The following is a 26,019-nucleotide window of genomic DNA, read 5'->3' as shown; positions in this document are numbered from 1 at the left end:
CGAGAGCGCGGAGCTTTACGTCCATGTAACACGTAAAGTTAGTCCCGAAAACGGGAAAATAGGGCCTCAAAGTGCTTGAGTCCTCCTCGAAAGTAGTTAGTTTCGAGACCGCTCGTCAATGGCGTGAGCAGTCCAAGGTTTTCGAACTCGAAACCGAGCCATTCGTGTACATCGACTGGGTCACGATTTCGCAGGTTCACCTCGAGGGCGGTCTGCCTCTCGTCAATGATGGCCACAAAACCGACACCGACCGCGACGGCGTACTCGAGTGCATCGTCACTAAGCGTCAGGAACTGCTTGGCAGTTATGACGACAAGATGTATCTGCGTTCCGATGGCAACCGTGTGGAGTTTCACGGAAACATTGCTCGATATGAGCGGCCAGACAACGTCTTTGGATACGGTTGGAACGAAACGATCCGTCGAGTTAATCGGCTTTTAAATCTTCACAACCTGCCCCCTTTCACATGCGGCGACGTTCAACGATTCGCAGACAAGTCGTGGTCGTATACAGGCGCTCGTGTATCGCGCATCGATATCACGCGTAACTACTCCTGCGGTAATGAGCAGGATGCTCGTCAGCTCATTCTAAAACTTGGCAGCTTCCACGTTGGCCGACAAAAAGGCTCAGTTACTCCGGACGGTGGAACGGTTCTTTTTGGTTATGGATCCAAGTATGCATCCGGCAAGTGCTATCTCAAACACGTTGAGCTTCAAGACAACCGCAAGAAAAAAAGCGGCAGTCACGTTGGTCAAGACGTAATCGATTTCTGTCGCGATGCAGGTGTTGTTCGCGAAGAGTTCACGCTGAAGAGTCGCTACCTCACACAGAAGCAACGCTGCTGGCTTGCGCAGATTGACACTCAATGGCTTGAGGCGGTTTTCCTCGACCGAAGCCAGGTAAGGAACCTTATGGATATTTCATATCGCGATACGACCGCGCTCAGTGCTGCGGCTCGCGGCACTTTGGCTCGCTACGAAAACGGTGAACCCTTGAACCTCAAGAAGACAGCGTTCTATCGGCATCGCAGGGAACTACTCGTTGCTGGGTACGCCGATATCGGCGTTTCAAAAAACGTAGTGGCGATTTCACCTTCGGTGAAAGTTGTTGAGGTTCAGCGAATGGTTGCGCCTGACTGGTATCGACGTAAGTACGGATGATTTTAAAGCTCCGAGACCAGGGCGACCTCGGATCAAGCTTTTACGGCCCATAACTGGAGATTGTCATGCTTGAAAAAGTAAAAGTAACCGGCGTTAAGTGGTTTCAGGATTCTATCGACGGCAAGGCCTTCGATACTGGCACTGCTTTCATTGAGGAGCGTCTCGATGAATCGAAGGGACGCGCTAAGGGCTACGCCTGCACGCCCTATCGCCTGGGCAGCGCAGCACTAGCGCAGGTCTTGGCAAAGCGTGAAATGCCACTTGTCTGCGAAGTTGAATTCGATCGCGTAACGAATGGTAAGGAAACCCAGATCATCATTGCGGATATCCGTCCGCTCGGCGAGAAGTCTCCACCAGTTGCTAAGGCTGCATAACTTTCGAACTCGAAACATCATGTTCGTTTTTACCTGCCCCGACTCACACGTAACCGTCGTCACTAGCGGCGGCGCAGACGTCCCTGCGTGTGAGACGGGGTTTGGTTCCTGGACAGAAGTACCGACGCCGTTCCTTCTTCAAACAATTCCCAGGGAGCAAGTAAACGAATTGCTCTCGGTTCAGATTCTTTTTGTTGTCGTGATTTTCGTTTCTGACGTAATCGGAAAAGCAATCGAAGGTCGCAGGTAATTTAAGGGCGAAACGGCCAGCCCTCTTTGAGGCCGATGGAGGTTTTTTATGAAGAAGCACCTTGTTGCACAGTTGTCGGCCATCAAGCGCGGCGCTGAGAAGTTTGCTGTTGTTGCCGCCGTTGCGTTGGCTCCTGCTGTTTCGTTTGCTGCTGGCGAAGCTGCACAGCCTGACGTTGCTGAAGCTGTCGCCTACGTTGCCGCTGGCATCGTGACGTACATGCTGATCAAGAACTCCCACTTCCTGATGAACGCTGCTGCGTACGTCAGCAATTGGGCTTCCCGCGCATTTGGCGGCAAGTAAGGAAAACGGGCAGGGGTCGACACCTGCCTTTTCTTATTTATGACCATGCTCAATTTCATCATAATTGAAGCGACGTGGTTTATCGCACTCATCGCTCTTGCGCGGTCTTAAACCATGCGAATGATTAAACCTCTCTGCGCATTTTTTCTTCTGGCAATTACCGTCCAGGCGAACGCCGCGATTTACTGGACTACGTCATATACAGCAGACGGTAATTTCAGTAGTTACGGTGCTGCGCTTCAATACGGCATCGACAATCACATTCCGCAGCCATGCGCGCAGCCGCTTTGTTCGCGCACCATTGGCCAGCCATACGCATATACATCAGGCTGGAAGATTGATTACACGCAAAAAAACTCGTCGGGAAATAATTTTAATCCTGGCAGTGTAACTGCACAGCTTTCGTGCACCTCTCCGAATCTTCCGAAGATCGCAGGTACGCCTCCTCGTTGCACGAATGGCCCCACATGTACGCCACCGAAGGTTGAGAAGCCAGATGGTACGTGTGGTGACCCATGCGGGACCAACAGCAAACAGGTCAAGGGACAATCTGATTTATTCATGCCGCCTAGCTCGATCTGCTATTCGAATTGCACGATGGCATTGCAGGGCCAGGGCGATCCTGGTCAATTTGCAGCGGTAGTGCTTGGCGTTGTAACGAACCCCTCGAAATATAATCACACGTGGGTCGCTAAGTACAAAGAGAATGGAAGCACCTGCACGGGTAACAGCGGGATGGTTCCTGATGACACGCCGGGTATCGTTCAAGACGCACAGACAAAAAACACTGCGCAGTGGAAGCCTGGAAGTTCCTGCGGATATATCAACGGAAAATATAAATGCATTGGCGCGGTGCCAAGTGGTGGGTGCGTCAAAGATCAAGACGGCGAAGGAGTCTGCACGACGTCGGGCGGAGTACAGCCTACTTCACCGCCTGGGCCGGATACTGGAACCGCAGGCGTTGCCGCTGAACCTGTTGCGGCGATCACGACGAACAACACAACGACGTCGATCTTTAACACCACGACGGTCAATAACAGTACTAACGGACTAGGCTCTGGTACGTCTACGGGCGCTCCTCCTGGCACGACACCTGATCCGGATGACGATGAGCCGAACACAACGTGCGGTGGTGAAGGCCAGCAACCTTGTAATGCCCTAGGCGGCGGTACTGACTGCACGAGTCCACCAAGCACTGAGGGCGACCCAATCGCTGGTTACATCGCCGTTCAAGATTGGAAACAAGCGTGCGCTTTAAGTACGCCACCACCTGAGGCAATTTCTGCAGCGATTGATGAAGGTCTTGGCACTACGGAGCAAGGTGGCTTGTTGCATCAGACTGGTGAACTCGATGTCACGGGTTGGTTTGATTCGAACGCTGCTGCGGGTGGCGGCTGTCCTGCTGACATTCCTGTCTCGTTGCCGCAACTGAGCATGTCGGTCAGCATTCCATTCAGCAGCATGTGTCCTTACGTCACACTGATTCGCACGCTCGGACTGATCTCTGCCGCTTTGTACTCGCTATACATCGTCCAGGGTGCGTTCTAATGCCGTTCCTCTTGGCAGGCCTTGCATCAGTCCTTGGCAGCTTGATTCCGAAAATCCTGTTTGCCCTGGGCATTGGTTTTATTTCTTACCAGGGCGCTGATGTGCTGATTAGCCACGTCACTGCATACATTGCGACGCAGCTCTCTTTCAACGGTGGACAGTTTCCTGATCTCTGGCAGATGTTCGGCTGTCAGATCATGCTGAACATGGTTCTCTCTGCGTACAGCACGAAGCTCACGCTGATTGGCGCAACGAAGCTCGTTATGAAACCGGCTGCGGTGTAATGGCCTCAGCAGTCATTAACCTGGTCACTGGTATCAACGGTGCAGGCAAAACACTTTGGCTACTGCAACACATCGAGGAGATGCGTAAGCGCGAAGGTCGCAAGGTCTATTACTTCGCCATCAACGGCATCAAAGAGAAGGGCGTTCTGACCGAGTGGGAAGAGCTACAGCCCTATGATCGTAAGAATCCAGAGTTAGCCAGGCTAAATGATCCGATGGCGCTTTGGTCGCTTCCCCAGGGCGCAATTATCCTGGTCGATGAAGCCCATAAGACATTTCCGAATCGCAAGCAAGGCTCACAGGTTCCGCCCTGGGTCGAACCGTTTGCAGAAGCCAGGCACGACGGTTTTACGTTCTTCTTTGTTACGCAGGTAGGCGGCGACCTGGATATTTTTATCCGTGGTCGCGTCGGCAGTCATTGGCATTTCGAACGATCCTGGGGAATGGAACGTTCAAACATGTTGCAGTGGGAAAAGTACAAGAACCCAAACAATGATCGCGAACGCAAAGATGCGAAAATTGAGGCCTTTAAATTTCCCAAGGAAGTCTACGATTGGTACATCAGCAGCGACGATCACCAGGTTAAAAAAACGATTCCCTGGGGTAAGCTCAAGTGGATCGTTATCTATATCGGCCTGGCTGTTATTTGCATCGTTTTTGCCATCCACAAGATGTGGAACGGTGTTTCCAAAGATGAACCGAAAGCTGACGTCGAGAAGGCCTCAGAAACCGCCCAGTCAGTGCCTACGAAGCGCGTTGCACTCAACGCAACCATAGATGGCCCCGAGTGGGCTTCGAAGCTCAAAGAGCGAATTAAAGGCCAGCCAGCGTCAGCAAAGATGTATGACGATACATTCAAGGCTTCGACGTTTCCGAAAATCTCTGGATGCAGTGAAGTGATTTGGGACAACGTCTACCGCTGCACATGCAACACGCAGCAAGGCACGACCATCACGACGATGTCGCTCGAGCAGTGCACGTTCTATGTTAAGAACGGCTGGTTTGATCCCAGTAAGCCGAACGGTAACGACAATGACAATCTTCCAACACAAGGCACGCCAGCGACGCAGTCAATGAGTTTTGCGAGCAAGTAAAACGGGGCAAAGGATCGCTCCCCTGCCCCGCTCCTACCACCACTCAGCTAGCTGAAGAATCTAATTGCTTCAGCTTCGTCCTTGAAGATAAGCGATACAACGAACTCGTCGCGCTCCTTGGTGTTCTCGATGATGTCTTCGATTGTTCCGCAGCCTTTGTCCTTAGCGCGCATCGCCAGTACCTGGTCAATTGAATCCGGCAGCGGTAATTCTGCTTGCGCCTTCTTCCCAGTTTTCGACGTCGAAACTTTTCCGCGCCCGAGGATCTCGCACGCAATCGCGTAGCACTTCTCTCCGTCTGTTTCAGACACGAGCTGCGCCATCTGGTCATCGTTCGCTGTATCCGCTGCGTGTCCGATCGTGTTGTATTTCGACACCCAAGCCGCCGACTTACCTAGCTCCGCAGAAAGCTCGTTCTGCTTCGTTCCGTTGAAGATCGACGTATAGACAGCAATTCCGATTTCTAACGGAGTCAAGTCGTCGCGCTGAGTGTTCTCGATCAGGTGCTCTACTTCGAGGCTTCCTTTCGCGTCGCGAAGGACGCACGGAACCTCTTTGAGGCCTGCCATCTTCGCCGCTTCAAGGCGTCTGTGGCCTGCGATCAGCTCTGCGCCGAAATCTGGAAGATCGCGCACAACGAGTGGCTGAATGATCCCGCGCTTCTTAATGCTGGCCGCGAGTTCTTCTAGATCGCGCAATTCCACGCGTGGGTTGTCATCGCTCACTTTGATGAAGCTGATTGCAATCATCGTTGGCTTTGCTGCCGTCTTAACTTTTGCTGCGTTCATGTGATGTCCTCTTTGTGGTGGTTGATGCCGCTATGTCGGCATGCGTGCCGGCATAGCCAACGGCGACCAAGTCACACAAAAGCGCAGCGGTTCTGATGGCGGGTCAACACCGAAGCCCGCAGGGGGAAAATGAGGCGTCAAACGGGGTCGCTTTTTACCTCGTTTGTCGGCTCATTTTTCGTGTTGAGGCGACAGCAGAATTTGTGGGACAGACACACTAGAATGAGAGGTGATATCTCTAATAAGAACAGACACATACTTTGGGATTTGATGCTCCCCTTACGAGGAATTGGCCCGCTCTGGCAGACCGCTGGCTGAGGGAGGGCCGCGCATGGAAATCAGAGCGCACGCTCGATCTCGAGCGTCAGATGCTGGAGTGGTTTAACCCTCGCCTTTCGGGCCTTAAGATCGAGCAGATTGATGACGACTGCATAGATGCTCTCGTCGAGGAGCTGGTGCTCAGTGAGCGGAAGCCGTCAACGGTGAACCGCTATCTCAGCTTGCTGAGGGCAATGCTAAATGCGGCCATCCTCTGGCGCTGGCTGAAGTTCGCTCCGAAGGTTCGCCAGGTCAAGGATCGCGCGAAGCGCGTCCGCTGGCTGACCTTCGGTGAAGCCATGCGCCTACTTACCCAGCTGCCTCCTCACCTTTCAGACATGGCAGCTTTCAGCCTCGAAACTGGACTGCGCCGCAGCAACGTTACCGGCCTAACTTGGACGCAAGTAGATCTCGATAGATCCGTGGCGTGGATCCATGCCGACCAGGCTAAAGGTCGAAGAGCGATTCCTGTGCCTCTTTCCTCCACGGCCTGCGCGATTTTGCGCAAGTGGATTCTTCAGCATCATGAATTTGTATTTGTGTATCGCGGCCGCCGCGTCATTCAAACGAATACGAAGGCATGGCGATTGGCTCTCGATCGAGCTGGCATTAAGAATTTCCGTTGGCATGATCTGCGCCACACATGGGCGAGCTGGCATGCTCAAAATGGAACGCCTCGGCACATCCTTCAGGAGTTGGGCGGTTGGTCAGATGAACGCATGGTAAAGAATTACGCTCATCTTTCTGTTCAACATCTGACGCCGCATGTGGATCAGCTTCACAGCGTCTTGCGTCAGGGATCGTTACCCGTAGGGCGGATACGCAGAATCCGTGAGCCTAGCGAATAGAGCCCGGCCTACGGCGACGCCCAGCCCTCACTTCTAAATGACCAGGCATTAAAAAACCCGCACTGTCGCGGGCCTTTCGTCTACGATATCCCCTTGAGGATCCTCGGACTTTGACATGGTGGGGGTCGTTGGTTCGAGTCCAATCGCGCCTACCAAACATTGAAAACCCTCCGGTTTCGGAGGGTTTTTCATTTGTACGGCCATCAAGGCGCTGAGATTCTTGGGAAGAGCGGCCATTTCCCCAGAAAACGCGGCTTATCCCGCTGAAAAATCACCAAATAACTTGAGTAACGCGGGCGAGGCCTTTACAATCGCGCCCCCGATCCCCTCTTCGCCTGTGCGTTGTGGGTTGTATCGTGGAAACGGCTTGAACTGGAGGGCCTTAGCATCGCTGGCGAAAAAGAAGATAGACGTAATGGTGAAATCACCACGTCGAGAGTAAGAGTTATCGGGTCTGACGGCTCGCAGGTCGGCATCATGTTGACGCGAGACGCCATTGCCAAGGCCGAAGAAGAAGGCCTTGAATTGGTTGAGATTTCGCCTAACGCGGAACCTCCTGTTTGCAAGATCATGGATTACGGCAAGTACCTTTATCAGAAAGATAAAGCTCAGCATGCCGCCAAGCGCAAGCAGAAGCAGATTCAGGTCAAGGAAATCAAATTCCGTCCGACCACCGATGAAGGCGATTACCAGACCAAGCTGCGTCAGCTTCGTGGATTCCTCGAAGACGGCGACAAGGTCAAAATCACGGTCCGCTATCGCGGCCGCGAGCTAGCCCACCAGGAACTGGGTCAGCAACAGATGGAACGAGTCCGCAATGACTTGGAAGATCTGGGTTCTGTAGAACAGTGGCCAAAGATGGAAGGCAAGCAGTCCATCATGGTCATGGGTCCTAAGAAGAAATAAGTTTTTCTCCTTGCCGCTCACGGTGAGGAACAAAAAGAAGTCCTATCAAATGTTTTGATAGGCCCGGCAAGCTCCCAAACGGGATGTGAAACCGGCAACACTGAAGATGGAGGCAATCATGCCTAAACTGAAAACTGTAAAAAGCGCGGCGAAACGCTTTTCCAAAACTGGAAAAGGCGGCTTCAAGCGCGGCCACTCCCACAAGCGCCACATCCTGACCAAAAAGTCGGGCAAGCGTATCCGTCAGCTTCGCGGTGAAGCACCAGTGCACGCCAGTGACGTGCGCGAAGTGCGTCAGATGCTGCCTTACGCTTAATCGGGAGAATTTAAAATGGCAAGAGTTAAACGTGGTGTAACGGCGCACGCGCGCCACAAGAAGATGCTGAAGAAGGCGAAGGGCTACTACGGCGCCCGTTCGCGTCAGTTCCGCTCCGCTAAGCAGCAGGTCATCAAGTCGGGTCAGTACGCATTCCGCGATCGTCGCGTGAAAAAGCGTGAGTTCCGCGCTCTGTGGATCATCCGTATCGGTGCAGGTCTGGAAGAATTCGGCGTTTCATACAGCCGCTTCATCCATGGTCTGAACCTCGCTGGCATTACGCTGGATCGCAAAGTGCTCGCTGACATGGCTATCCATGACAAGCCTGCTTTTGCCAAGATCGCAGAACAGGTCAAGGCCAAGCTCGCCGCTTAATCGCGACCTGTAGCAAAAGAAGTTCCAAGGGGAGCGGCGACCAGCCCTCCCCTTTTTTATTTTCCGAGCCTGAATATCCATGTCCGAACAATTGGATGAACTGAAACTCACAGCCCTCGCCGAAATCGAGGCCGCTAGCGACGCTCGCGAGTTAGAACAACTGCGCGTCGATCTCCTTGGCAAAAAAGGCCGCGTCACCGAACTGCTCAAAGCACTCGGCGGCATGGCGCCTGATGAGCGCAAATCATTTGGCGAACTCGTTAATCGCGTCAAAGAAGCTGTTGCTTCTGCACTTGAAGTGCGCGGCGCAAAACTCGCTGAAGGCGCACTGGCGGCACAGCTTGCTGCAGAACGTATCGACGTCAGCCTGCCCGGTCGCGGCGAAACACTCGGCGGCCTGCATCCCGTCACGCGCACGATTCAGCGCATTGAACGTCTATTCGGCGAACTTGGATTCGCCACCGTTGAAGGCCCGGAGATCGAAGACGATTTCCACAACTTCGGCGCACTCAATATTCCAGAACTGCATCCCGCACGCGGCATGCACGACACCTTTTATGTGAAGAACGGTGAGATGGTGTTGCGCACGCACACCAGCCCGGTGCAGATTCGCACGATGGCAAAAATGGTGAAGGAAGGCCGCAATCCGCCGATCCGCATCATCTGCCCTGGCCGCGTGTATCGCTCCGACTCTGATCGCACGCACAGTCCGATGTTTCATCAGATTGAAGGCTTGTACGTTGGCGAGAACGTTTCGTTCGCTGATCTGCAGCACGATCTCAAAACTTTCCTTTCGCGCTTCTTTGAGCGCGAAGCAGAAGTGCGTTTCCGCCCTTCTTACTTCCCGTTCACCGAGCCTTCGTCCGAAGTCGACATCAAGGACGAAAAAGGCCGTTGGCTGGAAGTGCTCGGTTGCGGCATGGTTCACCCAAAAGTATTCGAAGCCGTCGGCATCGATCCCGAGCGTTACACCGGTTATGCCTTTGGCCTCGGCGTGGAACGTTTCGCGATGCTGCGCTATGGCGTGGACGATCTGCGCAACTTCTTTAATAACGATCTGCGCTTCTTAGAGCAGTTTCAATAATTATTAAGTCACCTCGCCTCAGATAGAGCGCGAGAGCATTTCTATTGGATTAGAAATATGAAACTTAGCTACAACTGGTTACGCGAGTGGGTCAATCCGTCGGTATCGGCGGAAGACCTGACCTCGCGCATCACCCTCGCTGGCCTTGAGTCAGATGCTGAACCGATGGCTGGGGAAATTCCGACGGGCGTTGTCGTTGGTCGCATCGTCAAAGCCGAGCGTCATCCGCAGGCCGATCGCTTGCAGGTTTGCGAAGTCGATGTTGGCACTGGCAGCAATCTGCAGATCGTTTGCGGTGCAGCCAATGCGCGCCCGAATCTCAACGTGCCCTGCGCTACCGTTGGCGCAAAGCTGCCAGGCGGTTTGGAAATTACGCAGGCAAAACTTCGCGGCGTCGATTCTTCCGGCATGCTGTGCTCGGCCAAAGAACTCGGCATGTCCGAGAAATCTGAAGGCCTGCTGGAACTCGATAACGAAGCCAAACCCGGCACACCGATTGAGCAGTACCTCAGCTTTGCTGACGACATTCTCAATCTCGAACTGACGCCTAACCGTGGCGACTGCCTCTCCGTGCAAGGTCTCGCTCGTGAAGTCGGCGCGCTCTATGGTTTGCAGCTGAAGCGTCCGAACATTCCGAACGCCGTTGTCGAAGGTCACGCGCAGATCAAAGTTGAGATCGAAGATCTCGAAACCTGCCCGACCTACACCGGTCGCGTCATCACCAAGCTCAATCCGAAAGCACGCACACCTGATTGGATGCGTGAACGCCTGCGCCGCTCCAACATTCGCGTCATTCACCCGATCGTCGACATCACCAACTACGTGTTGCTTGAGCTCGGCCAACCGATGCATGCGTTTGACTGCGACAAAGTTAGCGGCGGTCTGCGCGTACGCAAAGCCAAGGCTGGCGAAACGCTGACACTGCTCAACGAACAAACCGTGACGCTGAACAACGGCGAGTTATTGATTGCCGATGATCGCGCACCGCTGGCACTGGCTGGCGTGATGGGCGGCGCTGAATCTGGCGTCACCGCCAGCACCACCAGCATATTCTTCGAGAGCGCCTGCTTTGCCTCTCATGCGGTTGCGCTGACGGGTCGTCGTCACAAGTTGAATTCTGATTCGCTGTATCGCTTCGAGCGCGGTGTGGATCCGGGCTTGCAGAAACTGGCACTGGAACGCGCGACGCAGCTGACGCTGCTGATTTGCGGTGGCCAAGTGCACCCGATTAGCCAGGCCGGTCGCCAACAGGCTGAAACCACCATTCGCCTGCGTCACTCGCGCCTCAAACAACTTTTGGGCGTCGACATTCCGGCAAAGGAAGTTGAAGCCCTGCTCGCTCGTCTCGGCATTACGCTGCGCAACGAGATCAACAACAGCTGGCTGGCTCGCATTCCGAGCCATCGCTACGACCTGCGTATCGAGCACGATCTGATCGAAGAAGTCGCACGCATGTATGGCTACGATCGCATCGTCGCCAAACCTTACGCTGCGCAACTTGCGCCGACTCGCTTGCCGGAAGAGCAGCGCCCGCTGGCTCGCATTAAAGATCAGCTGGTTTCACGTGGCTGGCAGGAAGCGATCACGCTGTCGTTTGTTGATCCGCGCATCCAGTCAGTACTGACGCCGAATATTGCTGCGATTCCACTCGACAACCCTATCGCTGAAACCTTGGCGGTGATGCGCACCACGCTGTGGAGCGGTCTGATCCCGGTCTGGTTACATAATCACCAGCGCCAGCAGAAGCGTGTACGCGTATTTGAAAGTGGCGTTTGCTTTGAAGAACGCGACGGCCGCATCGTCGAAACTGCACGCATCGGCGGCCTCGCCGCTGGCAGCGCACGTCCAGAACAATGGGGCACCACCGTTCGTGGCGTGGATTTCTATGACGTGAAGGCTGATGTCGTCGCGCTGCTCGGTGGCGCAGCAGATGAATATCGCTTTGAAGCCGCAGAGCACAGCGCGCTACATCCCGGCCGCAGCGCTCGCATTTTTCGCGCAGAACAAGCGGTTGGTTGGATCGGCGAGCTACATCCACTCGCCGTTAAGCAATTAGATTTGCCGGAGGCGCCGTATGTCTTCGAACTGGACTGGAATGCGATCCAAAACGTTGCTCCGCCGAAGACCAAATCACTCTCCGAATTCCCTTCGTCACGTAGGGATTTAGCCATAGTGGTTGACGAAAACATTTCGGCAAGCGAGATTGTTGATGTTGCCAAGCAGTCTGGTGGCAATTCATTGCAGAAAGTTTTTGTGTTCGATATATACCGTGGAAAAGGTCTAAAAGATGGATGCAAAAGCGTCGCTTTGGGCTTGATTTTCAATGATTATTCCCGCACCCTAACCCTTGAAGAAATTGATCGCTCGGTGGCTGAGATAACACAGTCCCTAGACCATAAGCTCAAGGCCTCGATCAGGACCTAGGCATCAGGAAAGAGGAACCACAACGTGGCGTTAACAAAGGCTGAGCTAGCCGAAGCGCTCTTTGAGGAACTCGGGCTGAATAAGCGCGAGGCGAAAGAATTCGTCGATATGTTTTTCGAAGATATTCGCGAAAGACTCGAAGCAGGTGCCGAGGTAAAGCTGTCTGGTTTCGGTAATTTTGAACTCCGTTCAAAGAATCAACGCCCTGGACGCAATCCTAAGACTGGCGAAGAAATTCCTATTTCCGCGCGGCGTGTTGTTACGTTCCGTCCCGGCCAGAAACTGCGTCTAAGAGTAGAAATCGATGCGGGCCGCTGAGCAACACAAATTAGCTGAACTGCCGGAAATTCCGCGTAAACGCTATTTCGCTATTGGCGAAGTTAGCGAGCTGTGCGACGTTAAACCGCATGTTCTGCGCTACTGGGAACAAGAGTTTCCCCAGTTAAAGCCAGCTAAGCGTCGCGGCAACCGTCGTTACTACCAGCAAGATGATGTGCTGATGGTGCGCCGTATCCGCAGCTTGCTGTATGAACAGGGCTTCACCATTGGTGGCGCACGTCTTCGCCTGCGCGAAGCCAGTCTCAAACCGGCTGTCAGCGTCGCACCATTGGCAGCACTGCCGACTGTAGAAACGGCCGCAAAAGCAGCCACCGCACCACGCGGCGGCGTACGTCGCGCCAGCGAGATCAAACGTCTACGTTCCGATCTGGAATCGCTGCTGAATCTGTTCCCTAAATAAGGGCAAATTGCTTTCCACCGGGGCGCGCATCCGTTACCATGCGCGCCCCTTGTTTTGGTCGTCGTTTTTGTTGTTTTTTCTTGTCGGGGCGTAGCGCAGCCTGGTAGCGCACCTCCTTGGGGTGGAGGTGGTCGGAGGTTCAAATCCTCTCGCCCCGACCAATTAAAACTCCCAAACTCAGTTCACAGAGCCATCCATGGCACTGAGTCCTGCCCGTACATCCATGTACGTGCGTTCAGCATCACAGCGAGCAGTGCTCACTAAGCGTGATGCCTCACCCTCTCGCCCCGACCAATTAAAACTCCCAATCCATCTTTAAGCAGCCGATGTTTACGCTGCGGATTTTGCGCGTGCTACGGATCTAGCGTTAATCGTGTGCTGGCGGTGGGTTTCGCTACGCTCTACCCACCCCACACATCGTTTATTCCGGCGAGTGTGTGCGCTTTACTTCGGCATCAACGCGACCGCGTGCCAAACGCACATCCAATATTTCGCCCGGCTTTAATGCTGAAGCATCCGTAATCACCTCACCCGCTGCGTTACGCGCAATCGCGTAACCGCGATCAAGCACGGCCAAGGGACTGAGGCTGCGGAGCAACGACTCTGCAGCATTCAAAGCAGAATTCTGTTTCTGCAAACGCATCTGCAAGGCCGAAGCGAGCCGCGCTTGCAGCGACTCCGTCCGTTCACGCGTGAGACGAATCGCTGACGCAGGTTGCGCCGCCAATAAACGCGAATGCAGATATTGGAAACGCGCGTGCGCGCGCTGGCCATCATTGCGTTGGGCCTGAACCAAGCGTGATTGCAATTCTTTGAGACGCTGCCCTGCGTCCTGCAAGCGTCGGCCTGGATGCAGCAATGCAAGGCGCGCTTGAAACTGAAGCAACTGCGCATCTGAATTTCGCAAAGTTTCCGTGATGGCTTCCGTGAGCGAAGCATCAAGATCATCAACGCTGCGCATCCAATCGCGAATATCGGGGCTCACCAACTCCGCAGCGGCAGTTGGCGTCGGCGCACGCAAATCAGCAGCAAAGTCTGCGATGGTGAAATCAATCTCGTGACCAACACCGCTCACTACCGGCAGCGTGCAGGCACGAATCGCGCGTGCCACAGCTTCTTCGTTGAAAGCCCAGAGATCTTCGAGCGAACCGCCACCACGCGCAAGAATAATGACGTCAGCCTTTGGCGCACGCTGCGGCAATTCCGCCAGCGCACGCACAATCGCCGGAGCCGCTTCCACGCCCTGCACCGGCACCGGATACAGATAAACCCGCGTCAGCGGAAAGCGTCGCGACAGTGCCGCAAGAATGTCTTGCAGCGCCGCACCGGTTGCCGAGGTAATGACACCGACACCACGCGGCACGCGCGGAACGGCTTTCTTGCGCTTGTCGTCAAACAAACCTTCGGCCGATAAACGCGCCTTGAGCTGCTCAAAGGCCCGCAGCAGCGCGCCTTCACCCGCTGGCTCCATGTGCTCACAGATGAATTGCAGCTCGCCACGCGCCGGATAGACGCTGACTTGGCCGCGGATCAGAACGCTATCGCCATCACGCGGCTGTGGCCGCACATTGAAATTGGCGCCCTTGAACATGGCGCAGCGAATCTGCGAGCGCGCGTCCTTGAGGGTGAAATACCAATGGCCCGAGGCCGGGCGCGAGAAATTGGAGATTTCACCCTGAACCCAAGTCCGCGGCAGCGCGTCTTCCACCAGCGCGCGCAGAATCTCGGTCAGTTCCGAGACCTGATAAATCGTGCGACGCGGGTTGGACTCTGGCAAAGCCATGCGTTCTCTGGGGTGCAAAATCATGAAAATCCACAGGCCCAACAAGCGTCTGCGATCTTTTTTGTAACGCGACTGCTGAAGCGAGGGATCAAAGTCCGTATAATATCGTTTTGGCGGAGCCCTAAATGACTCGCATCGAACAAGACGCCCTGACTTTCGACGACGTCCTGCTACAACCGGCCTATTCTGAAGTCCTACCGCGCCAGGTTGATACCTCTACCCTGCTGACCAAGCGAATTCGCTTGAACATTCCGCTGCTGTCCGCGGCAATGGACACGGTCACCGAATCCAAGCTGGCCATCGCGCTCGCTCAGGAAGGCGGCCTCGGCATTATCCATAAGAACATGACTCCGGCCCGTCAGGCCGCTGAAGTCCGCGCCGTAAAGAAGTACGAAAGCGGCGTGATTGTGGACCCAATCGTCGTTCCACCGACGATGACCATTGGCGAAGTGATCAAACTGACCCGCGCCAGCCGCATCTCCGGCGTGCCGGTGGTTGATGGCAAGGAACTCGTCGGCATCGTCACCAGCCGCGACCTGCGCTTTGAAACGCGTTTCGACGAACCCGTCTCCCGCGTGATGACGCCGAAAGATCGTCTCGTCACCGTCAAAGAAGGCGCGAGCAAAGAAGAAGTCGTTTCCAAGCTCCACACCCATCGCATTGAAAAAGTGCTGGTGGTGAATAACAAATTCCAGCTGCGCGGCATGATCACGGTCAAGGACATTCAAAAGTCCTCCGACTTCCCGCTCGCCTGTAAAGACGAAAAAGGCAGCCTGCGTACCGGCGCTGCAGTTGGCACCGGCGCAGATACCGATGAGCGCGTTTCGCTATTGGTTGAAGCGGGCGTTGACGTCATCGTCGTCGACACCGCACACGGTCACAGCAAAGGTGTGATTGATCGCGTTCGCCTGATCAAGAAACAGTATCCGGATCTGCAAGTCATCGGCGGCAACATCGCCACCGGCGCTGCAGCCCTCGCACTGGTTGAAGCTGGCGCTGACGCAGTCAAAGTCGGCATCGGCCCTGGCTCGATTTGCACCACGCGTATCGTCGCTGGCGTTGGCGTGCCGCAGATCACCGCAGTGATGAACGTTGCTGATGCGCTGCGCAAGAAAGGCATCCCGCTGATTTCGGACGGCGGCATTCGTTACTCCGGCGACTTCGCCAAAGCCGTTGCTGCAGGCGCTTACGTTGCAATGGTCGGCAGCATGCTGGCCGGTACCGAAGAAGCACCAGGCGAAATCGAGCTCTACCAAGGCCGTAGCTTCAAGAGCTATCGCGGCATGGGCTCCATGGGCGCGATGGCACAGGGTTCCAAAGATCGTTACTTCCAAGACACCACGGCTGAAGTTGAAAAGCTGGTGCCAGAAGGCATTGAAGGCCGCGTGCCTTACAAGGGCTCGATGGGCGCGATTGTTCATCAAATGGTTGGCGGCCTGCGCGCAAGCATGGGCTACACCGGTTGCCAGACGATTGAAGAACTGCGCACCAAAACCACCTTCGTCAAAATCACCTCGGCAGGCATCAAGGAATCGCATGTGCACGATGTTGCGATCACCAAGGAAGCGCCGAATTACCGCGTTGAATAAGCCACAACCCCGACCTTGTGTCGGGGTTTTAGTTTGAAGCCATGAAAAATATCCATTCCGACAAAATTTTGATTCTCGATTTCGGCAGCCAGGTCACGCAGCTGATCGCACGTCGCGTGCGCGAAGCGGGCGTTTACTGCGAGCTGATGCCATGGGACTGCGGCGACGACGCCGTTCGCGAGTTCGCACCTAAAGGCATCATTCTCTCTGGCGGCCCTGAGTCCACCACTGCAGCCGGTTCACCACGCGCGCCACAAGCCGTGTGGGATCTCGGCGTTCCCGTCCTCGGCATTTGCTACGGCATGCAGACGATGGCGATGCAGCTGGGCGGCACCGTCGAAGCGCATGACCAGAAAGAATTTGGCTACGCACAGGTTCGTGCACGCGGCCACTCGGCGCTGCTCAAAGATATTCAAGATCACGTCAACGCTGAAGGCCACGGCCTGCTCGATGTGTGGATGAGCCACGGCGATCGCGTTACTGCGTTGCCTGCAGGCTTCAAATGCATTGCTTCAACGCCTGATTTGCCCTTCGCAGGCATGGCTGACGAAGCACGTCGCTATTACGCCGTGCAGTTCCATCCAGAAGTCACGCACACCACGCAGGGCCAAGCCTTGTATGAACGCTTTGTGCACGACATCTGCGGCTGCGGTCGTGCATGGACGTCAGGCAACATCATTGATGACGCCATCGCACGCGTACGCGCACAAGTAGGCACCGGCAAAGTTCTGCTCGGTTTGAGCGGCGGTGTTGACTCCAGCGTTGTTGCAGCACTGCTACACAAAGCGATTGGCCCACAGCTCACCTGCGTATTCGTTGATACCGGCTTGCTGCGCCTGCACGAAGGCGATGCGGTGATGGAACTGTTCGCCAACAACCTCGGCGTTAAAGTCATTCGCGCGAATGCTGAAGAGCGTTTCCTTTCGCAGCTTGAAGGCGTGTCTGATCCAGAAGCCAAGCGCAAAATCATCGGCAAAGCTTTCATCGACGTATTCGAAGAAGAAGCGGGCAAGCTCAAGGATGTCGACTTCCTTGCTCAAGGCACGATCTATCCGGACGTCATCGAATCCGCTGGAGCCAAGACCGGCAAAGCGCACGTCATCAAATCGCATCACAACGTTGGCGGCCTGCCCGCGCACATGCGCATGCAGCTGGTCGAACCGTTGCGCGAATTGTTCAAAGACGAAGTCCGCACGATTGGCGTTGAACTCGGTCTGCCACGCGAAATGGTTTATCGCCATCCGTTCCCAGGCCCCGGCCTCGGCGTTCGTATTCTTGGCGCAGTGACCAAGGCCAGCGCTGACACGCTGCGCAAAGCGGATCACATCTTCATGGAAGAACTGCGTCGCTCGGGTTGGTACGACAAGACCTCGCAGGCCTTCGCAGTGTTTCTCCCAGTGAAGTCTGTTGGCGTCACTGGCGACGGTCGTCGCTATGAACCTGTCATCGCATTGCGCGCTGTACAAACTATCGACTTCATGACCGCACATTGGGCTCACCTGCCCTACGATCTGCTGGATGTTTGCTCGCGTCGTATCGTTAACGAAGTCGCTGGCGTATCACGCGTTGTGTACGACATCAGTGGCAAACCACCCGCAACGATTGAGTGGGAATAACGCATAAAAATAAGAACTGTCATTCCCGCGCAGGCGGGAATCCAGTTTTGATTTTTTACTTCATGCAGCGCCAAGCAAAGAAAAACTAGATTCCCGCCTAAGCGGGAATGACGTATTTAAAATTGAATAGCCTCCGCCCTTTCCTCGCTAGCTTTCTCCCCGGCCGCGCTCGTGTTGGCGGACAAGAACGTCTGCGCGCTTTCATCGGTGGCAGCATCGGCATTCTCATCACGGCGTTGATCAGTCGTTGGTTTGCAGGCGCAGACTCAATCACGCCTTGGCTTATCGCACCACTCGGTGCGAGCGCAGTGTTGGTGTTTGCACTGCCTGCGAGCCCGCTTGCACAACCTTGGCCAGTAATCGGCGGCAATACCGTATCCGCCTTGATCGGCATCGCCTGTGCGATTTACATCCCTGATCCCGCTTGGGCTGGCGCGATTGCCGTGGGCTTTGCGATTGCTGCGATGTTTAGCTTGCGTTGCTTACATCCGCCCGGCGGCGCAATCGCACTGTTTGTCGTGCTCGCGCACGCAACGAGTTTTCACTTCGCAATCTTCCCAGTGCTGTTGAATTCTCTGCTGATGGTTTTTGCAGGCGTGATTTACAACAGCCTCACTGGTCGACGCTATCCACACGGCCAACAAGCCACTGCGCCGCTATCGTCGACTGCCGCACGCTTCAGCGCTGCTGATCTCGACGTTGCACTGACACGCTATAACCAAGTGCTCGACGTCAGCCGAGATGATCTTGAAGAGTTGCTGCATCACGCTGAACTCGCTGCGTATCAACGTAATCTCGGTGCCTTGCGCTGTGCGGACATCATGTCGACCTCGCCGCTCTCGGTGCAGTTTGGCACTCACCTTGATGAGGCTTGGGCGCTGATGCGTGAACATCGCATCAAAGCATTGCCAGTGATTGATATCAGTCGTCGCATTGTCGGCATCGTCACAGTCGCTGACTTCATGCGCCAAGCGGATCTCGATGCACGTACCAACATCGGCAAAAGCCTGCGTGAAGCCGTACGCCGCACGGGCGCGATCACCGCTGAAAAACCAGAAGTCGTCGGTCAGATCATGACGCGCAGCGTACGAGTGATGAGTGCGCAGCGACATATGATCGAACTAGTACCGCTGTTCTCTGAAGACGGCCACCACCACATTCCAATTATTGATGACGACAAGCGCCTCGTCGGCATCATCACGCAGACAGATCTGGTCCGCGCGTTGTATCGTGCGGTTAAACCCGGCGCTTAAATTCAGCCGCTTATCATCCAGCCATGAACACTGAAGTCAGCACTCTCAACGACGACGAACGCTGGATGCGCCATGCGCTAACGCTCGCGCTGCGTGCGCAAGATGAAGGCGAAGTGCCTGTCGGCGCCGTGCTCGTGCAAGACGGCGTGATTGTCGGCGAAGGCTGGAATCGCCCTATCGGCAATCATGATCCCAGCGCACACGCTGAGATGCTGGCGATGCGCGCCGCTGCGCAAGCCATCAGCAACTATCGCCTGCCCGGCAGCACGCTTTACGTCACGCTTGAACCCTGTGTGATGTGTGCAGGCGCGATCATTCATGCGCGCGTGTCACGGCTCGTATATGGCGCGCACGATCCCAAGGCTGGCGGCGTGCATTCGGTCTACGACGTCATTTCAAACCCGCGCCTGAACCATCGTCTGGAATGGACTGGCGGCGTGCTTGAGCCTGAATGCGCCACGGTACTGCGCGATTTCTTCCGAGCCCGGCGCTAATCGCGCATCAATTGCGGGTAAAAGCAGCCCATCCGAGCCTAGGCCTCGCTGTTGGGGCCAAGATTCATTAATATCGCCCCCACAATAATTCGATGGTTAAGGGGAGCGGTATGAGCTTGATGTATCTCGAGGACTTTCAGCCTGGGCAGACGTTTGATCTGGGTAGCATCGAAGTCACTCACGACCAAGTCGTGGATTTCGCCAAGCAATTCGATCCGCAGCCTTTCCATATCGATGTTGACGCCGGCGGACAGTCGATCTTCGGCGGCCTGATCGCCAGCGGTTGGCACACCTGCTCATTGATGATGCGCATGTTGGTCGACAACCTGTTCTCGCGCACCGCTACGCTCGGCTCACCTGGCGTGAATCAGATTCGTTGGATTCTGCCTGTGCGCCCTGGTGACACGCTGCATGCGAGCACACGCGTGTTGGCCGTGACCTCATCGGTCAGCAAGCCAGATCGCGGCACTATCGAATTTCACTACGACGTGCGCAATCAGAACGACGAACCCGTCCTTGCGATGCAAGGCATCAGCATGTTCCGTCGTCGCGGCGACTAAACGCTCGCGCCGAATATCTTCGGCGCTTTAGTTACCAGCAAGTTCCAACAACGCGGCCGTGGATAAATGTCCACGGTCGCGTGCAATTTGCGCGGCAGTCTTGTTGTCTTCAGTAACAAGATGGCGATCAACGCCACGTGCGAGCAGCAGCTTGCACAGACCTTCAAAACCACGCGATGACGCCAGATGCAGCGCAGTAACGCCGCTGCCACCAACGTGATGTACGTCGGCACCAAAGCCAATCAAAAGCGGCGCAAGGCTCTCGCCTAACGCGCCAGCAATTGCTGCGTGCATGGGTGTGTTCTGCATCGGGTTTTGCGACAGCGCATCCAAAGGCGCACCGAGCGCAACCAATACCAACGCCGTATCACGCTGACCAAAGAACGCAGCGAGATGCAGCGGCGTCCAACCATCTGGGCTGTACGCAGCAATCTGGCTTTTATCGGCGACCAACAATTCAGCAACACGTGTTGCATCACCGTATGAAGCGGCTTCAAACAAACTCAGCGGACGAAATTCGCGCAGCAGCGTGGCGATGTCATGCGCGCCGTTGTAGAGCGCGAACATCAGCGGCGACAAACCACCCGGCAAATCCGTCGTTGCTTGCGCGGCATCGCGCTCCAGTGCGGCTTTGGCGGCGACGAGATCGCGATCTTGGATCGCGTGCATGAGAGGGCTGACTGCTGACATGATTCACGTCCTGCGAATAGATTGCTTCACAAACAAAAAACGCAGTGAACACAAGACGTTAACTTGCGATCACTGCGTTGTGTCTTGGTGGACAGTACAGGATTTGAACCTGCGACCCCCGCCGTGTGAAGGCGATGCTCTACCACTGAGCTAACCGTCCAAGGGGCGCAGATGATAGTGAGCCACGCCCTGAGCGTCAAACCGCTGCCCACTTCTCGATCCGACTGCCGATTAGGGCGTGACCAGCAACCGGTCTATCGACTCCAGATCACGCAACAGCAGGCCGCCACCCGTGGCCTTCAGACGCAAGATGGCGAGCAGATAGTCATACCGTGCGCGATCGTAGTCACGCTCAGCCTGATAACGCTGGGTCTGCGCATTCAGCAGATCGATGCGACTGCGGGTACCAATTTCGAGTCCGGTTCGGCTGGCTTCAAAGGCAGAAAGGCTGGAGGCGACCGCCTGCTTATAAGCGCGGATACGCGCGGCGCCAATCATCACGGCCTGATAAGCAGTGCCAGCGTTACGTTGGGCAAGACGCTGTGCACCGTCGTACTCCGCTAGTCGCTGCTCCCGAAACGCCTTCGCTTCGCGCGAAGCCGCGCGCGTTGCGCCACCAGCAAAAATCGGCACCGAGACGCCAACACCCCAAGACATGCCAGACGATTTGGTCGGCAATCCACCAGCCTCATTATTGAGATCGGTATAGCCGACAGTTCCTTTTACCGTTGGCAGATAACGTGAATTCACGGCGCTGACGGCGTGCTCCGCAGCACGGTATTGCAACAACGCGGCCAGCACATCGAAATTGTTGGAGCCGGCTTCCTTAACCCAAGCGGCCGAAGCCGCGCTCTTCAGCACCGGCATGGGAGCATCCGCGCGCAAGGCGGCAATTCTTGAAGGAATCACCTCGGCAATCAAAGGCACCACACGTACGCGACCGTCGTCGATGCTGCGCATCGGCTCTTTGGTAATTTCTTCCAGCGCCTCAATTGCCGCGGTCTGGTTCTGCTCCGCATCCAGCGCATTAGCGACGCTGAGGTCATAACGCGCCTGCACGTCTTGAACGTCGGTGATGCTTGAGATGCCGACGTTCATGTTCTGCTTGGCCAATTCCAATTGGCTAGCCAGCGCATCGCGTTCGGCGGTGGTGGAGTGCACGGCGTCATACGCCGCCAGCAAGGAGAAATAATCTTCAGCGACACGCAATGTCAAAGCCTGCTGCGCCGCCCGGTAATTGAGCTGCGCCAGAGCAGTTTTCTCGCTGGCTTCCTGCAAACGGTACCAATGCTCGAGATCAAACAAAGGCTGATTCAGAACAACGCTGAGATGGGTGTCACGCCCGCCATTGGATTGATTCAAGGTCACCGGCGTTCCGGTAGCTGGATCGATGTAGTTGATCGAGGTATCGGAGCGATCTTCGGTCCACTGGTAGCTGCCGTTGACCTGTGGCAACAACAGGGCGCGCGCAGCAGGTTCACTTTGCAAGGCAGCATCGCGCGCGTACTGAGCAGCATTAAATGTCGCGTCGTTTTTCTGCGCTTTTTCGTAGAGCTGCAGCAAGTCACCCGCGTGCGCCGCGAATGGCAACAACAGTGCCAAGCAAAGAAGACCCGGGGTAACACGCACGAAGTGCGCTCGAGAGAAGAACATGATCAAGAACCTGCCAAACGTTTTTTTAAAAAAGCTTCGAAAGCATCGAAACGACCATTACTGCTCAACACCCGCGGAATATTGATCGCTAGCTCAACGCGATCATCAACACCCGCAAGACCGGCGAAAACACTTCCAGTGAGCGGAACGACAACCATGCCGTCCATGCGAAAACCGTCGCAGGAAAAATCCACCGAATTGAAGCGGCCCAGATTGGAAACCACCGCTGTCTCCAACGCCTTGCGTTGGTGATAATTCTTTTCGTTGCGTGACACTAGGCGATCCAGCCAGCTCAGCGGCAACCATTTGAAAATGTCGAGAATGCTGGGATAGAGCGTCTCCATCTTCTGATCCAGCATCTCGTGCAACTTGCGTTTGAAATCTTCCGCGCCCTCGCCCTTTTCCATGCGCACCAGCAACATATTGGTAAAGTTTGCGGTAGAAATGAGCCCCGGGACGTGGCGACGCAAATCCACCGGCACGCCAATCGACACCGGCAAATCGGAATGCTGGTGAGTAAATTCCACCATCGCCTCAACAATGCGTCCAAGCATATTTTTTTGTGGCGCACCGAGATCAAGAAGACGCCAGTCATCGCCGCGTGCCATGCCTTGTGGCATGCCGGTCATCGCAACTGTCTTAATATGGCGCGAAGTGGACCGAACCGCACCGACGCTCATCATCACGTCGACGTCGCTGAACGCAACGTTGGTTCCCAACAGTGGCTCGCCACGTAATGCATGGAACAGTTCACTCATGAAGTGCATGGCACCCTTGCCGTCCATCACCGCATGATGGCCGCGCAACATCACCAGCATGCGATTATTCGGCTGATGCATCACCAGCAATTCAGAGGTCAGTCCGTCATTGAGTGACAGCACGGTTTCATAAACAAAATCCGCTCCATCACTGGACCGTGCGTCCCAGCTGCAATCTTCAACAATGCGCAAGCGCGTTGGCTGACCATCATTCAACCAGCGTGCACGAAATCCGTCGCCGACCAATCGTAGGCGCAGGCCCGGATTGACCGCTGTGACTTGATCCAGTGCAGCCTGCCAGCGCTCCGCACTGATACGGCCTTCACCACGAAAGATGAAGCCGTTCTCGCGTGTGATCTCCAGCGTCCGTGGGCTGCGCCCGACACAGCTGTGGTAGTACTCCGGCGTCGACAACGGACGCACAATCTCGGATTGCCGTTGCAAAGGCGGCAAGGTACGACGCGGCTTGAGCACTGGTGCCAACACTAAAGGGGCGGCCACTGAGTTAGGTGGATCGAAGGGCATCGACAATCTCCAAACGTGAAGCTCTGAAGGCAGGCAGAACACCGCCGAGAACACCCATCAGAATTGAAAAAAGAAGAACGTCAAAAATAATTTCTGGTGTCATGACAAGATTGAAAACGACTTCAGAAAAAGTCTGCACATTGGTCGTCGAGATCTGAACCATTTGTGTGAGTGAAGCGAGCACGAGGCCGATGACGCCTGCGGTCAGGCCTAGCAACATGGCTTCCTTCAGAAAGGCCATCACGATATTTCCTCGACGAAAACCCAGCGCGCGAAGCGTGCCGATCTCGCGCGTGCGGTTGGCCACGCTGGCGTACATCGTGATCATCGCGCCAATGATGGCGCCGATCGAAAAGATCACGGTGATGGTCTGCCCGAGGATGCTGATGAAGTCCGACATCTTTTCAGACTGGTCAGCGTAAAAACGATTTTCGCGCTTGATGTCGACCTTCAGTTTCGGCTGCTGTGCCAGTGCTTCTGCAAAACGCTCATAACTACTGCCGTCGCGTAGACCGACAATGACCGATGAGTAAGCACCGCGGCGAAACGCCTGCATCATCTGCTCACTGTCGCCCCAGATTTCGGAATTGAAGCCACTGCTGCCGGCATCAAAAACGCCGACGACTGTCCAGCCGCGCAGTCCGAATGTCAGAATATCGCCCAGCTTCAGACCAATTTTTCCGTTAGCGATTCCAGAGCCGACAATAATTTCAGAAGAGTTCGGTTTAAAGATTCGGCCTGATACCAGCTTGGCCTGTGGCCGCATTTCCAAACCATGCGCAGTGGTGCCGCGCACGACGACATTGGCCAGACCGCTACTATCCTTGCGCGGAAGATTGACTAACACCAAGACCTCACGCGAGATGCGCGCCTGCCCTGCGGCATTACTCGCGAGCCCCGGCAGCGTCTCCATCAGATTGGCCTGCTCGCGTGTAACGGTGCTCTGCACCTCAGTTTGCGAACCCTGCCGAATCACCACCACATTATTTGCCGAACCGGTACCGGCCAAGGTCTGGCGCAAACCTTCCGCCATCATCAGCACCGTCGCAAACACAAAGACCACCAGCGCCATGCCCGACGCAGTCAAGATCGTGGTGAGCTTGCGCGCCATCAGGTTGCGCGCCACGTAACTGGTTGAAAGACCCGCGCTCAAGTGACTGCTCGCAAGCCATCAACAATGGAAATGCGGCGACTGTTGAACGCCGGTGCAATCGCCGCAATGAGTCCGATGAAAACAGCAGAGCCCAACTGCTGCATCAGTGTGAACGAGGTCACTTCAAATACCAGAAACAAATCGCGTGTTGCACTGAAGAAGGCACGCGACAAAGGAAACGTCAGCACGATACCGAGCACACCACCGGCAACCGCGATACTGAGGGACTCACCCAAAATCAGCATAAAGACAAAGGCGTCACCAAAACCCAAGGCCTTGAGCGTGGCGTATTCGCGCATGCGCTCACGCGCGGCCATCGCCATCGTATTGGCCATCACCGCCATGATGATCAAAATCACCACATAGGCAACGGTCTGAATCGCGACCAGCACGGTATCAACCATCGCGATAAACCCGAGCTGGAACGCTTTCTGCGTTTCTGTGCGGGTTTCAGCCAGAGAGTTGCGAAATAAACTATCAATGCTGGCCGACATGGTCGCGGCCTGCGCTGGATTGGAGATATTGCTGATGAACAGGCTGCCACGATCCGCCATCGACGGCAGCACCGTTTTGATGGTTTCGTTGACGTAGTTCCAATGCAGCAGGAACTGGCTCTCATCGACCTTGTCATCAGCGCCGGTGTAAATGCCGCGAACAGTGAATACCCAGTTGCCGGGATAGACCGTGCCGATCAAGGGCACGGTGTCACCAATCTTGAAGTGATATTTGTTGGCCGTCTTGCGACCAACGATCACGCCGCGACGGTCACTCTGGAACGCAGAGAGCTGATCCGCGGGAACAATAAACTCCGGATAAAGTTTGAAATAGCTGGAGTCATCAATCGCAAATTGCGGAAAGAAATTCTTGTCATTGATATAGATGCCGCCGAACCAATTGGCCCAAGTCACTCCCGTCACTCCAGGCAAGCGACGAATACGCTCGCCATAAGTCACCGGCAATGAAAAGCTCAGCGAGGCTTCGCTGCGCGTGATCAGACGCCCTGAAGAACTCAGTTCCGCACCGGCATACCACGAGTCCACCACCGTACGCAGCAGCCCGAAAGAGACGATGGCAACAGCAATGCCCGCAATCGTCAGACCGGTGCGCAGGCGATGCCGCCACATATTCTTGCGA

General features: G+C 55.3%; 26 protein-coding genes and 2 tRNA genes. 20 read left to right on the top strand and 8 right to left on the bottom strand.

Annotated features, from left to right (window positions below):
* The first annotated feature begins 71 nt into the window (after nucleotides 1–71).
* The 6 genes from CJD38_RS02700 (at nucleotide 72) to CJD38_RS02675 (ending at nucleotide 5,013) form a co-directional block, all read left to right on the top strand.
* Nucleotides 72–1,160, top strand: coding sequence for a phage/plasmid replication protein, II/X family (locus CJD38_RS02700; RefSeq protein WP_107938743.1), 1,089 nt, complete (start codon nucleotides 72–74; stop codon nucleotides 1,158–1,160).
* A 65-nt stretch (nucleotides 1,161–1,225) separates the two neighbouring features.
* A complete protein-coding gene (locus CJD38_RS02695) occupies nucleotides 1,226–1,534 on the top strand; it encodes a hypothetical protein (protein WP_107938742.1) in 309 nt (102 codons plus the stop codon).
* A 298-nt stretch (nucleotides 1,535–1,832) separates the two neighbouring features.
* Nucleotides 1,833–2,087 (top strand): hypothetical protein, encoded by a 255-nt coding sequence (locus tag CJD38_RS02690; RefSeq protein WP_107938741.1) that lies wholly within the window; start codon nucleotides 1,833–1,835, stop codon nucleotides 2,085–2,087.
* A 735-nt stretch (nucleotides 2,088–2,822) separates the two neighbouring features.
* Nucleotides 2,823–3,635: a virulence factor TspB C-terminal domain-related protein gene (locus CJD38_RS18330; RefSeq protein ID WP_146165902.1), complete on the top strand. Its 813-nt coding sequence runs from the start codon at nucleotides 2,823–2,825 to the stop codon at nucleotides 3,633–3,635.
* On the top strand, nucleotides 3,635–3,919 hold the full coding sequence (locus CJD38_RS02680; protein ID WP_107938739.1) for a DUF2523 domain-containing protein: 285 nt from the start codon (nucleotides 3,635–3,637) through the stop codon (nucleotides 3,917–3,919). The genes CJD38_RS18330 and CJD38_RS02680 overlap by 1 nt, the downstream gene beginning before the upstream one ends.
* Nucleotides 3,919–5,013: a zonular occludens toxin domain-containing protein gene (locus CJD38_RS02675; RefSeq protein ID WP_107938738.1), complete on the top strand. Its 1,095-nt coding sequence runs from the start codon at nucleotides 3,919–3,921 to the stop codon at nucleotides 5,011–5,013. The genes CJD38_RS02680 and CJD38_RS02675 overlap by 1 nt, the downstream gene beginning before the upstream one ends.
* Nucleotides 5,014–5,060: 47 nt before the next feature.
* On the opposite strand, the gene CJD38_RS02670 is transcribed toward CJD38_RS02675, so the two are convergent.
* On the bottom strand, nucleotides 5,061–5,801 hold the full coding sequence (locus CJD38_RS02670; RefSeq protein ID WP_107938737.1) for a ParB/RepB/Spo0J family partition protein: 741 nt from the start codon (nucleotides 5,799–5,801) through the stop codon (nucleotides 5,061–5,063).
* 368 nt (nucleotides 5,802–6,169) lie between these two features.
* Between CJD38_RS02670 and CJD38_RS02665 the strand changes: the two genes are divergently transcribed.
* From CJD38_RS02665 to CJD38_RS02620, 9 genes are all read left to right on the top strand, one after another.
* Nucleotides 6,170–6,967, top strand: a complete 798-nt coding sequence (locus CJD38_RS02665) for a tyrosine-type recombinase/integrase (RefSeq protein WP_107939008.1) — start codon at nucleotides 6,170–6,172, stop codon at nucleotides 6,965–6,967.
* A 372-nt stretch (nucleotides 6,968–7,339) separates the two neighbouring features.
* The gene (infC, locus tag CJD38_RS02655; protein WP_107939007.1) at nucleotides 7,340–7,873 is read left to right on the top strand and encodes a translation initiation factor IF-3; all 534 of its coding nucleotides are present in this window, start codon (nucleotides 7,340–7,342) and stop codon (nucleotides 7,871–7,873) included.
* 118 nt (nucleotides 7,874–7,991) lie between these two features.
* Nucleotides 7,992–8,189, top strand: coding sequence for a 50S ribosomal protein L35 (rpmI, locus tag CJD38_RS02650; protein WP_107938735.1), 198 nt, complete (start codon nucleotides 7,992–7,994; stop codon nucleotides 8,187–8,189).
* Nucleotides 8,190–8,204: 15 nt separating this feature from the next.
* Nucleotides 8,205–8,564 carry a 50S ribosomal protein L20 gene (rplT, locus tag CJD38_RS02645; RefSeq protein ID WP_107938734.1) on the top strand — a complete coding sequence of 120 codons (360 nt, stop codon included), beginning with the start codon at nucleotides 8,205–8,207 and terminating at the stop codon, nucleotides 8,562–8,564.
* Nucleotides 8,565–8,643: 79 nt separating this feature from the next.
* Nucleotides 8,644–9,648: a phenylalanine--tRNA ligase subunit alpha gene (pheS, locus tag CJD38_RS02640; RefSeq protein WP_107938733.1), complete on the top strand. Its 1,005-nt coding sequence runs from the start codon at nucleotides 8,644–8,646 to the stop codon at nucleotides 9,646–9,648.
* 57 nt (nucleotides 9,649–9,705) lie between these two features.
* Nucleotides 9,706–12,072: a phenylalanine--tRNA ligase subunit beta gene (gene pheT / locus CJD38_RS02635; RefSeq protein WP_107938732.1), complete on the top strand. Its 2,367-nt coding sequence runs from the start codon at nucleotides 9,706–9,708 to the stop codon at nucleotides 12,070–12,072.
* Between the two features lie 24 nt (nucleotides 12,073–12,096).
* Nucleotides 12,097–12,390: an integration host factor subunit alpha gene (locus tag CJD38_RS02630; protein WP_107938731.1), complete on the top strand. Its 294-nt coding sequence runs from the start codon at nucleotides 12,097–12,099 to the stop codon at nucleotides 12,388–12,390.
* Nucleotides 12,377–12,811, top strand: coding sequence for a MerR family transcriptional regulator (locus tag CJD38_RS18865; protein ID WP_107938730.1), 435 nt, complete (start codon nucleotides 12,377–12,379; stop codon nucleotides 12,809–12,811). The genes CJD38_RS02630 and CJD38_RS18865 overlap by 14 nt, the downstream gene beginning before the upstream one ends.
* Nucleotides 12,812–12,895: 84 nt before the next feature.
* Nucleotides 12,896–12,972, top strand: a tRNA-Pro gene (locus CJD38_RS02620).
* A 260-nt stretch (nucleotides 12,973–13,232) separates the two neighbouring features.
* On the opposite strand, the gene xseA is transcribed toward CJD38_RS02620, so the two are convergent.
* Nucleotides 13,233–14,618 carry an exodeoxyribonuclease VII large subunit gene (gene xseA, locus CJD38_RS02615; protein ID WP_240783506.1) on the bottom strand — a complete coding sequence of 462 codons (1,386 nt, stop codon included), beginning with the start codon at nucleotides 14,616–14,618 and terminating at the stop codon, nucleotides 13,233–13,235.
* Between the two features lie 101 nt (nucleotides 14,619–14,719).
* Here xseA and guaB point away from each other — a divergent pair, with 101 nt between their 5' ends.
* From guaB to CJD38_RS02590, 5 genes are all read left to right on the top strand, one after another.
* A complete protein-coding gene (gene guaB, locus CJD38_RS02610) occupies nucleotides 14,720–16,183 on the top strand; it encodes an IMP dehydrogenase (RefSeq protein WP_107938729.1) in 1,464 nt (487 codons plus the stop codon).
* A 41-nt stretch (nucleotides 16,184–16,224) separates the two neighbouring features.
* Nucleotides 16,225–17,799 carry a glutamine-hydrolyzing GMP synthase gene (gene guaA / locus CJD38_RS02605; protein WP_107938728.1) on the top strand — a complete coding sequence of 525 codons (1,575 nt, stop codon included), beginning with the start codon at nucleotides 16,225–16,227 and terminating at the stop codon, nucleotides 17,797–17,799.
* Between the two features lie 107 nt (nucleotides 17,800–17,906).
* Nucleotides 17,907–19,052 carry an HPP family protein gene (locus CJD38_RS02600; protein ID WP_107938727.1) on the top strand — a complete coding sequence of 382 codons (1,146 nt, stop codon included), beginning with the start codon at nucleotides 17,907–17,909 and terminating at the stop codon, nucleotides 19,050–19,052.
* Between the two features lie 23 nt (nucleotides 19,053–19,075).
* Nucleotides 19,076–19,546: a tRNA adenosine(34) deaminase TadA gene (gene tadA / locus CJD38_RS02595; protein WP_107938726.1), complete on the top strand. Its 471-nt coding sequence runs from the start codon at nucleotides 19,076–19,078 to the stop codon at nucleotides 19,544–19,546.
* 110 nt (nucleotides 19,547–19,656) lie between these two features.
* Nucleotides 19,657–20,106 (top strand): MaoC family dehydratase, encoded by a 450-nt coding sequence (locus tag CJD38_RS02590; protein ID WP_206362856.1) that lies wholly within the window; start codon nucleotides 19,657–19,659, stop codon nucleotides 20,104–20,106.
* A gap of 27 nt (nucleotides 20,107–20,133) precedes the next feature.
* Here CJD38_RS02590 and CJD38_RS02585 read toward each other — a convergent pair whose 3' ends face one another.
* From CJD38_RS02585 to CJD38_RS02560, 6 genes are all read right to left on the bottom strand, one after another.
* Nucleotides 20,134–20,796, bottom strand: a complete 663-nt coding sequence (locus CJD38_RS02585) for an ankyrin repeat domain-containing protein (RefSeq protein WP_107938725.1) — start codon at nucleotides 20,794–20,796, stop codon at nucleotides 20,134–20,136.
* Nucleotides 20,797–20,881: 85 nt separating this feature from the next.
* Nucleotides 20,882–20,956 (bottom strand) — tRNA-Val (locus CJD38_RS02580).
* Between the two features lie 71 nt (nucleotides 20,957–21,027).
* Nucleotides 21,028–22,449, bottom strand: a complete 1,422-nt coding sequence (locus CJD38_RS02575) for a TolC family outer membrane protein (protein WP_107938724.1) — start codon at nucleotides 22,447–22,449, stop codon at nucleotides 21,028–21,030.
* A gap of 2 nt (nucleotides 22,450–22,451) precedes the next feature.
* Nucleotides 22,452–23,732, bottom strand: coding sequence for a condensation domain-containing protein (locus CJD38_RS02570; protein WP_107938723.1), 1,281 nt, complete (start codon nucleotides 23,730–23,732; stop codon nucleotides 22,452–22,454).
* Entirely contained in the window at nucleotides 23,713–24,843 is a 1,131-nt protein-coding gene (locus tag CJD38_RS02565; RefSeq protein WP_107939004.1) for an ABC transporter permease, read from the bottom strand. The genes CJD38_RS02570 and CJD38_RS02565 overlap by 20 nt, the downstream gene beginning before the upstream one ends.
* 38 nt (nucleotides 24,844–24,881) lie before the next feature.
* Nucleotides 24,882–26,009, bottom strand: a complete 1,128-nt coding sequence (locus CJD38_RS02560; RefSeq protein ID WP_107939003.1) for an ABC transporter permease — start codon at nucleotides 26,007–26,009, stop codon at nucleotides 24,882–24,884.
* Nucleotides 26,010–26,019: the final 10 nt, after the last annotated feature.

It is taken from the genome of Stenotrophobium rhamnosiphilum (assembly GCF_003052265.1).
In the GTDB taxonomy this organism is placed as follows: Bacteria; Pseudomonadota; Gammaproteobacteria; order Nevskiales; family Nevskiaceae; genus Stenotrophobium; species Stenotrophobium rhamnosiphilum.
Note: the sequence above shows the minus strand (reverse complement) of the source record. Positions and strands in the feature narration are given on the sequence as shown.

Excerpts from the sequence above, each read along its gene's own strand:
- CJD38_RS02695 (WP_107938742.1), top strand. The coding sequence starts at position 1,226 with ATGCTTGAAAAAGTAAAAGTAACCGGCGTTAAGTGGTTTCAGGATTCT.
- CJD38_RS02690 (WP_107938741.1), top strand. The coding sequence starts at position 1,833 with ATGAAGAAGCACCTTGTTGCACAGTTGTCGGCCATCAAGCGCGGCGCT.
- CJD38_RS18330 (WP_146165902.1), top strand. The coding sequence starts at position 2,823 with ATGGTTCCTGATGACACGCCGGGTATCGTTCAAGACGCACAGACAAAA.
- CJD38_RS02680 (WP_107938739.1), top strand. The coding sequence starts at position 3,635 with ATGCCGTTCCTCTTGGCAGGCCTTGCATCAGTCCTTGGCAGCTTGATT.
- CJD38_RS02675 (WP_107938738.1), top strand. The coding sequence starts at position 3,919 with ATGGCCTCAGCAGTCATTAACCTGGTCACTGGTATCAACGGTGCAGGC.
- CJD38_RS02670 (WP_107938737.1), bottom strand. The coding sequence starts at position 5,801 with ATGAACGCAGCAAAAGTTAAGACGGCAGCAAAGCCAACGATGATTGCA.
- CJD38_RS02665 (WP_107939008.1), top strand. The coding sequence starts at position 6,170 with ATGCTGGAGTGGTTTAACCCTCGCCTTTCGGGCCTTAAGATCGAGCAG.
- rpmI (WP_107938735.1), top strand. The coding sequence starts at position 7,992 with ATGCCTAAACTGAAAACTGTAAAAAGCGCGGCGAAACGCTTTTCCAAA.
- rplT (WP_107938734.1), top strand. The coding sequence starts at position 8,205 with ATGGCAAGAGTTAAACGTGGTGTAACGGCGCACGCGCGCCACAAGAAG.
- pheS (WP_107938733.1), top strand. The coding sequence starts at position 8,644 with ATGTCCGAACAATTGGATGAACTGAAACTCACAGCCCTCGCCGAAATC.
- pheT (WP_107938732.1), top strand. The coding sequence starts at position 9,706 with ATGAAACTTAGCTACAACTGGTTACGCGAGTGGGTCAATCCGTCGGTA.
- CJD38_RS18865 (WP_107938730.1), top strand. The coding sequence starts at position 12,377 with ATGCGGGCCGCTGAGCAACACAAATTAGCTGAACTGCCGGAAATTCCG.
- xseA (WP_240783506.1), bottom strand. The coding sequence starts at position 14,618 with ATGATTTTGCACCCCAGAGAACGCATGGCTTTGCCAGAGTCCAACCCG.
- guaB (WP_107938729.1), top strand. The coding sequence starts at position 14,720 with ATGACTCGCATCGAACAAGACGCCCTGACTTTCGACGACGTCCTGCTA.
- guaA (WP_107938728.1), top strand. The coding sequence starts at position 16,225 with ATGAAAAATATCCATTCCGACAAAATTTTGATTCTCGATTTCGGCAGC.
- CJD38_RS02600 (WP_107938727.1), top strand. The coding sequence starts at position 17,907 with ATGACGTATTTAAAATTGAATAGCCTCCGCCCTTTCCTCGCTAGCTTT.
- tadA (WP_107938726.1), top strand. The coding sequence starts at position 19,076 with ATGAACACTGAAGTCAGCACTCTCAACGACGACGAACGCTGGATGCGC.
- CJD38_RS02590 (WP_206362856.1), top strand. The coding sequence starts at position 19,657 with ATGAGCTTGATGTATCTCGAGGACTTTCAGCCTGGGCAGACGTTTGAT.
- CJD38_RS02585 (WP_107938725.1), bottom strand. The coding sequence starts at position 20,796 with ATGTCAGCAGTCAGCCCTCTCATGCACGCGATCCAAGATCGCGATCTC.
- CJD38_RS02575 (WP_107938724.1), bottom strand. The coding sequence starts at position 22,449 with ATGTTCTTCTCTCGAGCGCACTTCGTGCGTGTTACCCCGGGTCTTCTT.
- CJD38_RS02570 (WP_107938723.1), bottom strand. The coding sequence starts at position 23,732 with ATGCCCTTCGATCCACCTAACTCAGTGGCCGCCCCTTTAGTGTTGGCA.
- CJD38_RS02565 (WP_107939004.1), bottom strand. The coding sequence starts at position 24,843 with ATGGCGCGCAAGCTCACCACGATCTTGACTGCGTCGGGCATGGCGCTG.
- CJD38_RS02560 (WP_107939003.1), bottom strand. The coding sequence starts at position 26,009 with ATGTGGCGGCATCGCCTGCGCACCGGTCTGACGATTGCGGGCATTGCT.